The organism is Massilia sp. Soil_C_3, from assembly GCF_057657035.1.
The window spans coordinates 94273-108340 of the sequence record NZ_JBDGJG010000014.1 but is presented as its reverse complement, the minus strand read 5'-3'; the positions used below and the strand labels follow the sequence as shown (position 1 = coordinate 108340).

10 protein-coding genes are annotated in these 14068 nt (G+C 64.4%); 7 read left to right on the top strand and 3 right to left on the bottom strand.

The window, feature by feature from the left end:
* Nucleotides 1–2 precede the first annotated feature (2 nt).
* On the bottom strand, nucleotides 3–578 hold the full coding sequence (locus tag AC3A6F_RS24245) for a TMEM165/GDT1 family protein (RefSeq protein WP_487686098.1): 576 nt from the start codon (nucleotides 576–578) through the stop codon (nucleotides 3–5).
* A 184-nt stretch (nucleotides 579–762) separates the two neighbouring features.
* Between AC3A6F_RS24245 and AC3A6F_RS24240 the strand changes: the two genes are divergently transcribed.
* Complete coding sequence (locus tag AC3A6F_RS24240) at nucleotides 763–2619, top strand: M1 family metallopeptidase (protein ID WP_487686095.1); 1857 nt, start codon at nucleotides 763–765, stop codon at nucleotides 2617–2619.
* Nucleotides 2616–4229: a serine hydrolase gene (locus AC3A6F_RS24235; protein ID WP_487686092.1), complete on the top strand. Its 1614-nt coding sequence runs from the start codon at nucleotides 2616–2618 to the stop codon at nucleotides 4227–4229. The genes AC3A6F_RS24240 and AC3A6F_RS24235 overlap by 4 nt, the downstream gene beginning before the upstream one ends.
* Before the next feature lie 193 nt (nucleotides 4230–4422).
* On the opposite strand, the gene AC3A6F_RS24230 is transcribed toward AC3A6F_RS24235, so the two are convergent.
* Together AC3A6F_RS24230 and AC3A6F_RS24225 are read right to left on the bottom strand one after the other, a co-directional pair.
* The gene (locus AC3A6F_RS24230; protein ID WP_487686090.1) at nucleotides 4423–6030 is read right to left on the bottom strand and encodes a S1C family serine protease; all 1608 of its coding nucleotides are present in this window, start codon (nucleotides 6028–6030) and stop codon (nucleotides 4423–4425) included.
* 122 nt (nucleotides 6031–6152) lie between these two features.
* Nucleotides 6153–6938, bottom strand: coding sequence for a class I SAM-dependent methyltransferase (locus AC3A6F_RS24225; protein WP_487686087.1), 786 nt, complete (start codon nucleotides 6936–6938; stop codon nucleotides 6153–6155).
* Between the two features lie 330 nt (nucleotides 6939–7268).
* Here AC3A6F_RS24225 and AC3A6F_RS24220 point away from each other — a divergent pair, with 330 nt between their 5' ends.
* The 5 genes from AC3A6F_RS24220 (at nucleotide 7269) to AC3A6F_RS24200 (ending at nucleotide 14066) form a co-directional block, all read left to right on the top strand.
* Nucleotides 7269–8903, top strand: a complete 1635-nt coding sequence (locus AC3A6F_RS24220; RefSeq protein ID WP_487686084.1) for a TldD/PmbA family protein — start codon at nucleotides 7269–7271, stop codon at nucleotides 8901–8903.
* 13 nt (nucleotides 8904–8916) lie between these two features.
* On the top strand, nucleotides 8917–10251 hold the full coding sequence (locus AC3A6F_RS24215) for a TldD/PmbA family protein (RefSeq protein ID WP_487686080.1): 1335 nt from the start codon (nucleotides 8917–8919) through the stop codon (nucleotides 10249–10251).
* A 190-nt stretch (nucleotides 10252–10441) separates the two neighbouring features.
* Nucleotides 10442–12079: a TldD/PmbA family protein gene (locus AC3A6F_RS24210; protein WP_487686077.1), complete on the top strand. Its 1638-nt coding sequence runs from the start codon at nucleotides 10442–10444 to the stop codon at nucleotides 12077–12079.
* Nucleotides 12080–12089: 10 nt separating this feature from the next.
* Nucleotides 12090–13427 carry a TldD/PmbA family protein gene (locus AC3A6F_RS24205; protein ID WP_487686074.1) on the top strand — a complete coding sequence of 446 codons (1338 nt, stop codon included), beginning with the start codon at nucleotides 12090–12092 and terminating at the stop codon, nucleotides 13425–13427.
* Nucleotides 13428–13442: 15 nt separating this feature from the next.
* Entirely contained in the window at nucleotides 13443–14066 is a 624-nt protein-coding gene (locus tag AC3A6F_RS24200) for a DUF4159 domain-containing protein (protein WP_005663557.1), read from the top strand.
* Nucleotides 14067–14068 lie beyond the last annotated feature (2 nt).

Sequence of the window (14068 nt, the reverse complement as noted above, 5' to 3'; positions counted from 1 at the left end):
TATCAGAACCCCAAGCCTTCGCCCATGCCCAGCAGGGTCGCGATGCCGAGCACCGCGAAGATCAGCGCGGCGATGCCGTGCACGAGCTTGAGCGGCACGCGGTTGGCGATGCGTTCGCCGAAGTACACGGCCGGCACGTTGGCCAGCATCATGCCGAAGGTGGTGCCGGCGACGATGGCGGCCATCGATTCATAGCGCGCGGCCAGCGCCACGGTGGCGACCTGCGTCTTGTCGCCCATCTCGGCCACGAAGAAGGCGATCAGGGTGGTCAGGAACACGCCGTACTTCGCCAGCTGCGCTTCCTCCGCGTCGATCTCGTCCGGCGTCAATACCCATGCGGCCATCCCGAGGAAGGACAGGCCCAGCACCCAGCGCATCACGCCGGCGCCCAGCAGCTGGCTGACCAGCGCGCCGACGGCGGCGGCGAAGGCGTGGTTGGCAACCGTCGCGACGAAGATGCCGAGCACGATCGGCAGGGGGCGGCGAAAGCGCGCGGCGAGCAGGAAGGCCAGCAACTGGGTCTTGTCGCCGATCTCGGCGAGGCCCACGATGCCGGTCGAGACGAGAAAGGCGTCCATCAGTCGGGTGATTACACAGCAGGAGGAAGGCCGCGATCATAGCAGAGCCGGCCCCGTTTTCGCCCGGCCGCACGCGTATTTATCGGGCATGATGCCGGCGCTGGCCCGCTTTCGCTGCCCAGGCGTGCATGCTATCCTGCACCCGCCCCCGGCCTGCCGGGCACACCTTCCCCTGCGAGAGACCATGAACCAAAGCACCCTGCTGCGCGCGAGTACCGCCGCCTTCCTGAGCGCCTGGAGCGCCTACGCCTTCGCCCTCGATCCCCTCAGCTACGCCAAGTACGACCAGGTCAAGACCACGGCGCTGCACCTGGACCTGAAGGCCGATTTCGCGAAGAAAAGCCTGGACGGCTATGCCGAACTGACCCTCGACTGGCTGGACAAGAAGGCGACCACGCTCGACCTGGACACGCGCGAGCTGACGATCTCGAAGATCGAGGCGCAGGATGCGAAAGGCGCCTGGCGCAAGGCCGACTACTCGCTCGGCAAGTTCGACGAAGAGAAGGGCCAGCCGCTGCACGTCAAGCTGCCGGGCCAGCAGAAGAAGGTGCGCATCCACTACCGCACCGCGCCGACCGCCACCGCGCTGCAATGGCTGCAGCCGGTGCAGACGATGTCGGGCAAGTATCCGTTCATGTTCAGCCAGTCGCAGGCGATCAATGCCCGCTCCTGGGTGCCGATCCAGGACACGCCGGCGGTGCGCTTCACCTATAGCGCGCGGATCGAGGCGCCGCAAGGCCTGCGCGTGGTGATGAGCGCCGATAACGACATGAAGGCCACCGGCAAGGGTGGCTGGAAGTTCAATATGCCGCAGCCGATTCCTTCCTACCTGCTGGCGATCGGCATCGGCGAGCTCGAAGCCGCCACGCTCGGCGGGCGCACCGGCGTCTACGCCGAGCCGCAACGCATCAAGGCCGCCGAATACGAGCTGGCCGACACCGAGAAGATGGTCGAAGCGGCCGAGAAGCTGTACGGCCCGTATCGCTGGGGGCGCTATGACATGCTGGTCCTGCCGCCATCGTTCCCGATCGGCGGCATGGAAAACCCGCGCCTGACCTTCCTGACCCCGACCATGATCGCGGGCGACCGCAGCCTGGTCGACCTGATCGCCCACGAACTGGCGCACAGCTGGTCGGGCAACCTGGTGACCAATTCGTCCTGGAAGCACTGGTGGCTCAACGAGGGCTTCACCACCTACGTCACTACCCGCATCCTCGAGGAGATCTACGGCAAGGAAGTCGCCCTCATGAACCTGCAACTGGAGCAGGAAGAGGCGCTGGAGATGCTGAAGGACCTGCCTCAGCCCAAGCAGGCGCTGGTCTCGCGCCAGCCGGACACCTCGGCCGAGTACTATCCGGACACCTCACTGGCCTATCCGAAGGGCGCCTGGTTCCTGCACACGCTCGAGCAGCGCGCCGGCCGCGCCGCCTTCGACACCTTCCTGCGCGGCTGGTTCGACGGCCACGCCTTCCAGAGCGTGACCAACGACCAGTTCCTGGATTACCTGCGCAAGAATCTGCTGGCCAAGAATCCAAAGATCATGAGCGAGGCCGAGCTGGATGAGTGGATCTACGGGCCCGGCATCCCGCAAAGCGGGAAGCAGGCCGTGTCGCAGCGCCTGGCGCAGCTGAATGCCTCGATCGACGGTTGGGTCAAGGGATCGGTGTCGACCGAGCAGCTGAAGGCCAAGGACTGGAACGCCGCCGAGTGGATGAAGTTCCTGAACGATATCGACAACAAGGCCGATGCGAACAAGCTCGCAGAGCTGGACCGCGTCTATGACCTGGCCAACACGAAGAACAACGAAGTCGCGTTCCGCTTCTACCGCGCCTCGGTGCACGCCGGCTACCGCGCCGTGCGTGGGCAGCTCGAAGCGTTCCTGATGAGCGTGGGCCGCCAGAAGTTCGTGGTGCCGCTGTACGCCGCGCTGCGCGAGAAACCGGAAGACCGCGCCTGGGCCGAAGGCATCTACAAGAAGGCGCGCGAGCGTTACCACCCAGAGACGCAATCGAGCGTCGATAAAGCGATGGGCAAGCAATGATGATCATGCATCGACTCGCCGGCGTAGTAGTGCTTGCGCTCTGCAGCATGGGCGCCGCAGTGGCGCAAACTGCGGCCGCGCCAACAGCAGCCGCCGCGGCGCCAGCGTATAACCTCGAAGCCGACGTCAACCGCGTCCTGAAAACCTTCGACGTTCCCGGCATCGCGATCGCGGTGGTCAAGGACGGCAAGGTCGTCGTGACCCAGGGCTTCGGCGTGCGCAAGCTGGGCGATCCGACGCCGGTCGACGGCAAGACCATCTTCGAGATCGCGTCCAACTCCAAGGCCTTCACGGCGGCGGGGCTGGCGATGCTGGTCGACCAGGGCAAGCTGGAGTGGGACGATCCGGTCATCAAGCACCTGCCGGATTTCCGCATGTACGATTCATACGTGACGGCCGAGATGACGGTGCGCGACCTGCTCACGCACCGCAGCGGCCTGGGACTGGGCGCCGGTGACCTGATGTGGTGGCCGACCACCACCTTCAGCACCGACGAAATCATCCACAATCTTCGCTACATCAAGCCGGCGACGAGCTTCCGCAACAGCTACGCCTACGACAACCTACTGTACATCGTGGCCGGCAAGATCATCGCCCAGAAATCCGGCAAGGACTGGGGCGCGACCATGCGCGAATGGATCCTCGATCCCGTCGGCATGGGGGCCACCACCACCAGCCTGGACCAGCACAAGCCGGGCATGAACGTGTCGGCGCCGCACAGCAAGATCGATGGCAAGGCCGCGGTGGTGAAACCGATGCCGGTGGCGAACGCCATTGGCGCGGTGGGCATCAACACCAATGCCGAGGACATCGCGCGCTGGATGAACGTGCTGCTCGACCAGGGCCGCGTCCCGCAGGCTGCGGGCGGCAAGGAAGTGCGCCTGTGGTCCGAGAAACAGGCGCGCGAGATGTGGACCGCGCAGACGCCGATGAAGATCAACGAGCCGCGCCCGCCGCTGGCGGCGACCAAGCCGAACTTCTTCGCCTATGGCCTGGGCTTCCAGCTGCGCGACTACCAGGGCAAGCTGGTGGCGATGCACGGTGGCGCACTGCAGGGCTTCTATTCCCGTGTGCTGCTGGTGCCGGAAGCGAAGCTGGGCATCGCGATCTTCACCAATGCCGAAAGCGGCCCGTCGCTCAATGCACTGCAATACCGCCTGCTGGACCAGTACCTGGGCGTGGCGCCAACCGACTGGATCGGCCGCATCGCCGCCGTTGCCGAAGAAGCGAGCCAGAAGGAAGCGGCGCGCGTGAAGACCGAGACCGCCAGCCGCGCCAAGGCCTCGAAACCGTCGCTGCCGCTGTGGGACTACGAAGGCGAGTACCAGGACGCCTGGTACGGCAAGGCGATCGTCAAGCGCCAGGGCAGCAAGCTGGTGATGACGTTCTCGCGCACCCCCGACCTGACCGGCGAGATGGAGCACTTCCAGCACGATACCTTCATCGTGCGCTGGAAGGAACGCAACTTCAACGCCGACGCCTATGCGACGTTCTCGCTGGACCATGACGGCTCGATCGAGCGGATGCGGATGAAGCCGGTGTCGACCGAGACGGATTTCAGCTACGACTTCCAGGACTTGCTGTTCACGCCCGTGAAAAAGGCGAAGTAAGCAAAAACGCCCGCGGATATGCGGGCGTTTTCTCATGTGCGATGTGTTTGTGGCAGTGCATCGGGCTTGGGTTCCCGCCTGCGCGGGAACGACGTGCATGGGCAGCGGGCCAGCGGCGTATCCATCGACTACGGACATCAAAACGTCGTTCCCGCGCAGGCGGGAACCCAAGTCAACAAGCACACCACAAACGCTATTTACGCTCCCACACCTTCATCATATCCTCCGACCCCTGCGTCCTGATCCCGTTATCCGACAGGATCGACTCGGTCGCCGCCAGCGTCGCCTGGCGCGGCAGAATCATGGTTTCGCCGTAGCGCTGGTCGAAGCGCAGCACCACCTGCTCGTCCTTCAAGTCGCGCAGCAGTTCCACCAGGTGGCGCAGGCTGCGCACGCTCTGGCCGTTCACCGATTCGATCACCGAGCCGAAGCGGTTGTTGTAGCCGCTTACCAGCTTGTGCGGGAAGAACGGCGCGCTGATCACCACCAGCTCTTCGCGCTCCGGCGTGGGCGAATCGCCGCGCCGCGTGACCAGGGGGCTGGCGTTGAAGGCATAGGCGTTCATCCCCGGCGCGCTGCCGGCGACAAAGCTCATGAATTCGCTGGTCGCGCGCGAGAAGGTAACCGGGCCATAGATGAAATAGGACGGATAGCCGCCGTCCAGGTCCGAGATCAGGAGCGGACGCGGGCCGGTGGCAGGCACCTCGACCTTATTCTCCTTGCCGCCGCGGATGATCGTCATCGGCACCTTGCCGTTCTTCGCCACCTGCTGGATGCGGTACTGGAAGCGCACGCGCAGGTTCGAGCCCAGCTTGACCATGCCCTGGTTGTCGACCGCGTATTCCCCGATATGGGTGATCACGTCCCATTCCTTCAGCGGCCAGCTGGCGTCGACCCGGTAGGGGCGGTGCACCACCGCGCCTTCGACCGATTTGTCGAGCTTGAGGAACTGGCGCAGCGCCGGGTTCTCCAATGTCTGCACGCTGTCGTGCAGCAGCGGCTTGCCGTCGTAGCGGCCGTCGGCCACGTCGCGCAGGAACAGTTCGATTTCTTCATTGGGGATCACATAGCCGATGTTCTGCGCGTTGGCCGCGCCCGCGAAGGCCAGGCCGACCATGCGCTCGCCCGAGATCACCGGGCCGCCGCTGTTGCCGGGATTGATCGGGGCATCGATCTGGATCCGCAGGCCCGAGCTGAAGGCGCCGTAGTTGACGAACTCCACGCGCGAGACGATGCCGGTGGTGGTCGACAGCGAGTTGCCGCCGACCGGATAGCCGTAGGCGAACACCTGCTGGCGCACGTCGGGCAGCACGGGCGCCCGCGGCACCGGCGGGCGCTTGTCGAAGAAGGAAGGGTCTTCCAGTTCCAGCACGGCCAGGTCGATGCCGCGCGCCAGCGCGATCACCTTGGCGGCCACCTTGTCGCCGGACTGGCTGGCCTGCACCTCGACCTGGCTGGCATAGCCGACCACGTGGGCATTGGTCAGGATGCGCTTGCCCTCGATGATGACGCCGGAACCAGTGACCGAGCTTGGCGCCGCCTTGGTCCAGGGTTTATAGGGTTCGGGACGGCGGATCGTGGCGAAGATCTTCACCACCGAGTTCTCGACCGCGGGCAGGACCGGCGCGGGCACGGCGCTCTTGGCGGCAGGGGGCGCAACTGCGGGAGCAACGGCGGGCGCCGGGGCCGGAGCGGGGGCAGGCATGGCCTGGGCTTCGGGCGGCACGGTATCCTGGGCGTGCGCGGCGCCGCAGACGGCTAGGGCGAGGGCGGCCAGGCGCAATGTCGGCAGAGTCTTCATGGTTTCCTTCGGTTGGACGGTTCAGGATGCATCCAGAAGAATAACCACAGGCGCCGCAAAAGGAAACACGAGAATCGTCGCGGAGGATGGCGTGGCCTTCCTCCGCGACGTGGCGGCCAGGCTTACTGCTTGACGAACTTGAGCGTCATGCGGTCGCTCTCGCCGATGGCGAGGTACTTCTCGCGGTCCTTGTCCTTGTTGGACAGCACCGGCGGCAGGGTCCACACGCCTTTTTCATGGTCGGCGGTGTCCTTCGGATTGGCGTTCACCTCCGACTTGGCGGCCAGCTTGAAGCCGGCGCGTTCTGCCATGCGGATCACATACGCCTCGTGCATATAGCCGCTCGAGGCCTTGGCATCCTGCTCCATCTTGGCCGGCAGGCGGTGCTCGACCACGCCCAGCACGCCGCCCGGTTTCAGGACCTTGTGCGCCTCTTTCAGGACGGTGAGCACGGCGTCGTCGCCGTTGCCCAGCCAGTTGTGCAGGTTGCGGAAGGTGACCACCATGTCGACGCTGTTCGGGGCGCCCAGCGCGATGCTGCCAGGTGGCGCGAACTGGACCGGGGTCACCTTGCCGTACACGGCGCCATTGGCCGCCAGCCTGTCGCGGAAGGCCTTGCCGCCGCGGCTCTCGGCGTCCGGCACGGCGCCATACAGCTTGCCCTGGTCGCGCAGATAGGGCGCCAGGATCTCGGTGTACCAGCCGCCGCCCGGCGACAGCTCGATCACCGTCATGGTCGGCTTGATGCCGAAGAAGGTCAGGGTTTCGTAAGGATGGCGATAAGTGTCGCGGGCCTTGTTGGCGGCGGCGCGGTGTTCGCCGGCGATGGCGGATTTCAGGGCGTCGTCCGCGTGCGCGGCGCCGGCAAGGCCGGTTGCCAGCATCGCGGCCAGGATCAGTCGTTTCATCGTGCGAGGTCTCCTTGATGGGTCGGACGGCAGGCGGTTCGCCGCCGTCAACCCGAAGATGATCGAACAGGCAACCTCCATAGTCAAGCGTTCCGCGTATATGCTTATGCGTGGAATATTCATCGTACAGACAGTGCCCAGCACAGGCAGAGAACACTGCATTGAGGTGGCACAAAGATTGCCTATTCAAAACGTTAAGTCGATGCTATCGTTGAGAGGTTTGCCGCGTGGCACACAGGCAAATCCACAACAAAAGCGATGTACATACAAGAGCGGCGCCGAGCTGTTTTGCGGAACCGCTGCCCGGAAGTAGGTCATTCAGGAGAACACATGGAACGCCGTACCTTTCTCAATCTCAGCAGCCTGGCCGCCGCCTCGATGCTGCTGCCATTCGGTCGCGCGATCGCTGCCGAGGAACTGGTCAGCACGATGCCCGTCGCCGCCAAGAAGGCCCTGGCCGACGTCGCGCTGAACGCCGCCACCAAGGCCGGCGCCAGCTACGCCGACGTGCGCATCGGCCGCTACCTCAACCAGTTCATCACCACCCGCGACCTGAATGTCGAGAACGTGGCCAATACCGAATCGGCCGGCGTCGGCGTGCGCGTGATCGTGAATGGCGCCTACGGCTTCGCCGCGACCTCGGACATGTCGAACGACGGCATCGCCAACGCGGCGCGCCAGGCCGTGGCGATCGCCAAGGCCAATGCAAAACTGCAGACCGAACCGGTGCAGCTTGCACCAGTCAAGGGCGTCGGTGAGGTTTCGTGGAGCACGCCGTACACCAAGGACTGGCGCACGGTGCCGATCGCGGAGAAGACCGACATGCTGATCGCCGCCAACAAGGCGGGCATGGAAGGCGGCGCCAACTTCATGCGCACGATGCTGTTCCAGGTGAACCAGCAAAAATACTTCGCATCGACCGACGGCTCGTATATCGACCAGGACGTGCATCGCCTGTGGGCCCCGGTATCGGCCACTGCGGTCGACAAGGCCACCGGCAAGTTCCGCTCGCGCGATGGCCTGAGTTCCCCGGTGGGCAAGGGCTATGAATACTTCGACGCCCGTCCCGAGCACAAGATCAAGGCCGCCGGCGGCGTCGCCACCCTGTACACCGAGACCTACGACATCGTCGAGGACGCGCGCGCCGCGGGCCGCGACGCCAAGCGCAAGCTGACCGCCAAGTCGGTCCAGCCGGGCAAGTACGACCTGATGCTCTCGCCCGAACACCTGTGGCTGACCATCCACGAGAACGTCGGCCACCCGACCGAGCTCGATCGCGTGCTGGGCTACGAGGCCAACTACGCCGGCACCAGCTTCGCCACGGTCGACAAGCTCAAGTCCAAGACCTTCAAGTACGGCGCCCCGATCGTCAACCTCTACGCCGACAAGACCACCCCGGGTTCGCTGGGCGCGATCGGCTTCGACGACGAAGGCGTCAAGACCAAGCGCTGGGACATCATCAAGGACGGCATCCTGGTCAACTTCCAGGCCACGCGCGACCAGGCCCACATCATCGGCGAGAAGGAATCGCACGGCTGCTCGTACGCGGACGGCTGGAACACGGTGCAGTTCCAGCGCATGCCGAACGTGTCGCTGGCGCCGGGCAAGGCCAGGCTGACCCCGGACGAGATGGTCAAGGGCATCAAGAAGGGCATCTACATCATCGGCGACGGTTCGTTCTCGATCGACCAGCAGCGCTACAACTCGCAGTTCGGCGGCCAGCTGTTCTTCGAGATCAAGGACGGCAAGATCGGCCAGATGCTGGAAGACGTGGCCTACCAGTCGAACACCCAGGAATTCTGGGGCGGCTGCAGCGCCATCTGCGACGAGCGCGACTGGCGCATGGGCGGCTCCTTCTTCGACGGCAAGGGACAGCCGCCGCAGATCAGCATCGTCTCGCACGGTTCGTCGACCGCGCGCTTCAACGGCATCAACGTGATCAACACCGCTCGCAAGATCGGCTAAGGCAGGGACGCACATGAGCATCTTGACCCAGGAACAAACGAAAAAGATCAGCGACCGCGTGATGTCGCTGACCAAGGCCGACGAATGCATCGTCAATATCGAAGGCAGCCGCATCGGCAATATCCGCTTCGCGCGCAATGCCGTGTCGACCGCCGGCCTGGCCGACGACACCCGCATCCAGGTGCAGGTCGCCTTCGGAAAGAAGCAGGGCACGGCCACCATCAATGAATTCGACGACAAGTCGATCGAGCGCGCCGTGCGCCGCGCCGAAGACCTGGCGAAGCTGGCGCCGGACAATCCGGAATTCATTCCGGCGATCGCCAAGACCGAGTACAAGAAGTCGGACACTTTCGTCCAGAAGACCGCCGACATCGATCCGGAATACCGCGCGCAAGCCGCCGCCTACGCGATCGAGGGTTGCCGCAAGCGCGGCCTGGTCTCGGCCGGCTTCTTCACCGACCGCACCAGCTTCGAGACCATCGCCAACTCCAACGGCCTGTTCGGCCACCAGGATTCGAGCTCGCTCGACTTCACCCTGACCGTGCGTACCGAAGACGGCCGCGGTTCGGGCTGGGTCAAGCGTTCGGCGCGCGACGTCACCAGGTTCGACCCGCGCGAAGCGGCCGAGATCGCGATCGAGAAGGCACTGCGCTCGGTCGACGCCAAGGCGCTGGAGCCGGGCCGCTACACCGTGATCATGGAGCCGGCCGCGACGTCGGACCTGCTGTCCTTCATGCTGGGCGGCTTCGACGCGCGCCGCGCCGACGAGGGCCGCAGCTTCCTGTCCAAGGCCGGCGGCAAGAACCGCCTGGGCGACAAGCTGTTCGACAGCCAGGTGAACATCTGGTCCGATCCGTGGGACAAGGACGTCGCCGTGCTGCCGTGGGACGAGAGCATGCTGCCGCGCGAACGCGTGGAGCTGGTCAAGGACGGCAAGATCAACGCCCTCGACTACTCGCGCTACTGGGCGCAGCAGAAGAAGCAGCGCGCGGTGGGCGCGGCCGGCAACATCATCATGGCCGGCACCAACAAGACCACCGAAGAGCTGATCGCCAATACCAAGAAGGGCGTGCTGGTCACCCGCACCTGGTACATCCGCATGGTGGACCCGCAATCGGTGCTGCTGACCGGCCTGACCCGCGACGGCACCTTCTACGTCGAGAACGGCAAGATCAAGCATCCGATCAAGAACTTCCGTTTCAACGAAAGCCCGGTCTCGATGCTGAACAATATCGAGGAAATCGGCAAGCCTGCCGTGATCGGCGCCGATGAAGCGCGTTATTCGATGCTTATCCCGGCGATGAAGATCCGCGACTTCAACTTCACGTCGCTGTCGGACGCGGTGTAATAAGGCCTGGACTAGCCTGCGACCTCGGCACCGTCGTTCCCGCGCAGGCGGGAACCCAAGTTTTTCAGCGCAGTGGCTGCGCATGCAAACTTAGGTTCCCGCCTGCGCGGTAACGACGTGCCAACGCTAACGCAAGTGCAAGCGCCAACGCGAGCACATGCAAACGCAAACGCAAACGGATAAGACACACATGGAACGTCGACAATTCCTGCAAATCGGCGCCGGCACTGCTGGCGCCATGCTCATTCCGGTCTTCGGCAACGCGATCGCGGCCGAAGACCTCCTCAAACCGATGGCGGCGAGCGCCAAGAAGGTCCTGGCCGATACCGCCATGGGCGCGGCCACGCAAGCCGGCGCGTCCTATTGCGACGTGCGCATCGGCCGCTATCTGAACCAGTTCATCATCACGCGCGACCTGAACGTCGAAAGCATCAACAACACCGAATCGAGCGGCGTGGGAGTGCGCGTGATCGCCGACGGCGCCTACGGCTTCGCCTCGACCAACAGCATGACTGCCGACGGCGTCGCCCAGGCCGCGCGCCAGGCGGTGGCGATCGCCAAGGCCAACGCCAGGCTGCAGACCGAGCCGGTGCGCCTGGCGCCGGTGAAGGGCGTCGGCGAAGTGGCGTGGGCCACGCCGATCAAGAAGGATTGGCGCACTTTGCCGGTCAAGGAAAAGGCCGACATGCTGATCGCCGCCAACAAGGCCGGCCTGGACGCGGGAGCGAACTTCATGACCGCCTCGCTGTTCCAGATCAACCAGCAAAAATACTTCGCGTCGACCGACGGCTCCTACATCGACCAGGACGTGCACCGCCTGTGGGCTCCGATCAACGCTACCGCGGTCGACCAGAAGACCGGCAAGTTCCGCTCGCGCGGCGGCCTGGGCGCCCCGGCCTCGATGGGCTATGAATATTTCGACGCCCGTGCCCAAGACAAGGTGCGCGCCGCCGGCGGCGTCACCACGCTGTACACCAAGTCCTACGACATCGTCGAGGATGCGCGCCTGGCCGGCAAGCAGGCACGCGAGAAGCTTTCCGCCAAGTCGGTCGAGCCGGGCAAGTACGACCTGGTGCTCTCGCCCGAACACTTGTTCTTGACGATACACGAGAACGTCGGCCATCCGACGGAACTGGACCGCGTGCTCGGCTTTGAGGCCAACTACGCCGGCACCAGCTTCGTGGGGCTCGACAAGTGGCAGAGCAAGAAATTCAAGTACGGCGCCGAGCGCGTCAACTTCGTGGCGGACCGCACCACGCCGGGTTCGCTGGGCCTGATCGGCTACGACGACGAAGGCGTGCCGGCCAAGCAGTGGGACATCATCCGCGACGGCATCCTGGTCAACTACCAGGCCACGCGCGACCAGGCTCATATCATCGGCGAAAAGGAATCGCATGGCTGCTCGTATGCCGACAGCTGGAGCACGGTGCAGTTCCAGCGCATGCCGAACGTCTCGCTGGAGCCGGGCAAAGCGCGCCTGACGCCGGACGAGATGATCAAGGACGTCAAGAAGGGCATCTACATCCTGGGCCGCGGTTCCTACTCGATCGACCAGCAGCGCTACAACTTCCAGTTCGGCGGTACGCTGTACTATGAGATCAAGAACGGCAAGATCACCGGCCCGCTCGAGGACGTGGCCTACCAGGCGAACACCCAGGAATTCTGGAATGCCTGCTCGGCCATCTGCGACGAGCGCGACTGGCGCATGGGCGGCTCCTTCTTCGACGGCAAGGGCCAGCCGAGCCAGGTGAGCGCGGTGTCGCACGGGTCGAGCACCACCCGCTTCAACGGCATCAATGTCATCAATACCGCACGCAAGATCGGATAAGGAGACCAGGATGAAAGCGCTGAATCAAGAACAAGCAAAACGCATCACCGATCGCGTGCTGGCGTTGTCGAAAGCCGACGAGTGCACCGTGGCGATCGAAGGCAGCCGTGTCGGCAACGTGCGCTTCGCGCGCAATAGCGTGTCGACCGCCGGCCTGACCGAAGACATGCAGCTGAACGTGCGCGTGGCCTTCGGCAAGCGCAGCGGCACCGCCGTGGTCAATGAGTTCGACGACAAGTCGCTGGAAAAAGCCGTGCGCCGCGCCGAGGAACTGGCCAAGCTGGCGCCCGAGAATCCAGAGTTCATGCCGGCCATCGCGAAGCAGGAATACCGCGCCACCACCACCTTCGTGCCCAAGACCGCGGCGATCGACCCGGACTTCCGGGCAGAGGTGGCGGCCACCTGCATCGAGCTGGCGCGCAAGAACAAGCTGGTCACCGCCGGCTTCTTCACCGACAGCACGCGCTTTGCGACCATGGCCAATTCGACCGGCGTGTTCGGCCACCAGGACTTCACCGACCTGTCGTTCAGCCTCACCGCGCGCACCGAAGACGGCCGTGGTTCCGGCTGGGTGACCCGTTCGGCGGTCGACGCCGCGCGCTTCGACGCGCGCGAGGCGGCCGAGGTGGCGATCGAGAAGGCGCTGCGTTCGGTCGAGGCGCGTGCGCTGGAACCGGGCCGCTACACCGTGATCCTGGAGCCGGCGGCGACCTCTGAAATCCTCGGCAATATGTTCAGCGCCTTCGATGCGCGCTCGGCCGACGAGGGCCGCAGCTTCCTGTCGAAAGCCGGTGGCAAGAACCGCCTGGGCGACAAGCTGTTCGACAGCCAGGTGAACATCTGGGCCGACCCGTGGGACAAGGACGTGCCGGTGGCGCCGTGGGACAACGAATCGCTGCTGGCGCGCGAACGCACGCAGCTGGTCAAGGATGGCCGCGTCGCCTCGCTCGACTACTCGCGCTATTGGGCCCAGAAGACCGGCAAGCGCGCTACCGCGGGCCACGGCAATATGATCATGGAAGGCGGCAGCAAGTCGCTGGAAGAGCTGATCGCGGGCACCAGGAAGGGCATCGTGGTCACCCGCACCTGGTATATCCGCATGGTCGATCCGCAGTCGCTGCTGCTCACGGGCCTGACCCGCGACGGCACCTTCTATGTCGAGAACGGCAAGATCAAGTACCCGCTCAAGAACTTCCGCTTCAACGAGAGCCCGGTCACGATCCTGAACAATATCGATGAGCTGGGCAAGCCTACGACCATCGGCGGCGACGAAGTGCCGTTCCAGATGGTGCTGCCGCCGATGAAGGTGCGCGACTTCAACTTTACCTCGCTGTCCGACGCGGTCTAGCGATCGAGCGTTTACATGGCAAGTTACGACTTCTACTTCACGCGCCTGATGTACGAATCGGGCAACTGGGACGTAGATATCCGCATGCCCAGCAACGTGCTGAACTCCCTGGTGGAGTACACCACGTTGCGGGTGGATACGACCGAGCGCATGGTGGCCCTGTCGGATCCGAAGATGCTGCAGGCGCCGTTCTGCTACCTGGCCGGCCACAAGCTGGTGCAGTTCACCCCGGCGGAACGGAGCAATTTCGAGAAGTACGTGCGCGGCGGGGGCTTCGTCTTCGTGGACGACTGCAACCACGACATCGACGGCCTGTTCGCCAAGTCGTTCGAGGCCGAGATGGCGAAGATCTTCGGGCTGCATGCGCTCAAGAAGATCCCGAACAACCATCCGCTGTACTCGTGCTTCTTCAAGTTCGAGGACGGGCCGCCGACGACGTCGATGGAACTCAATGGCTGGGGCGACGACCTGGTGCACGAGTACCTGAAGGCGATCGAGATCGGTGGACGCGTGCGCGTGCTGTACTCGAACAAGGACTATGGCTGCGAATGGGATTACGACTTCCGCAACAAGCGTTTTCTCGCGGTCGACAACACCCGCTTCGCGGTGAACATCATTCAATATGCGTTGGGAGCATGACC

Coding starts and splice junctions, on each gene's coding strand:
- AC3A6F_RS24245 (WP_487686098.1), bottom strand. CDS start 578: ATGGACGCCTTTCTCGTCTCGACCGGCATCGTGGGCCTCGCCGAGATC.
- AC3A6F_RS24240 (WP_487686095.1), top strand. CDS start 763: ATGAACCAAAGCACCCTGCTGCGCGCGAGTACCGCCGCCTTCCTGAGC.
- AC3A6F_RS24235 (WP_487686092.1), top strand. CDS start 2,616: ATGATGATCATGCATCGACTCGCCGGCGTAGTAGTGCTTGCGCTCTGC.
- AC3A6F_RS24230 (WP_487686090.1), bottom strand. CDS start 6,030: ATGAAGACTCTGCCGACATTGCGCCTGGCCGCCCTCGCCCTAGCCGTC.
- AC3A6F_RS24225 (WP_487686087.1), bottom strand. CDS start 6,938: ATGAAACGACTGATCCTGGCCGCGATGCTGGCAACCGGCCTTGCCGGC.
- AC3A6F_RS24220 (WP_487686084.1), top strand. CDS start 7,269: ATGGAACGCCGTACCTTTCTCAATCTCAGCAGCCTGGCCGCCGCCTCG.
- AC3A6F_RS24215 (WP_487686080.1), top strand. CDS start 8,917: ATGAGCATCTTGACCCAGGAACAAACGAAAAAGATCAGCGACCGCGTG.
- AC3A6F_RS24210 (WP_487686077.1), top strand. CDS start 10,442: ATGGAACGTCGACAATTCCTGCAAATCGGCGCCGGCACTGCTGGCGCC.
- AC3A6F_RS24205 (WP_487686074.1), top strand. CDS start 12,090: ATGAAAGCGCTGAATCAAGAACAAGCAAAACGCATCACCGATCGCGTG.
- AC3A6F_RS24200 (WP_005663557.1), top strand. CDS start 13,443: ATGGCAAGTTACGACTTCTACTTCACGCGCCTGATGTACGAATCGGGC.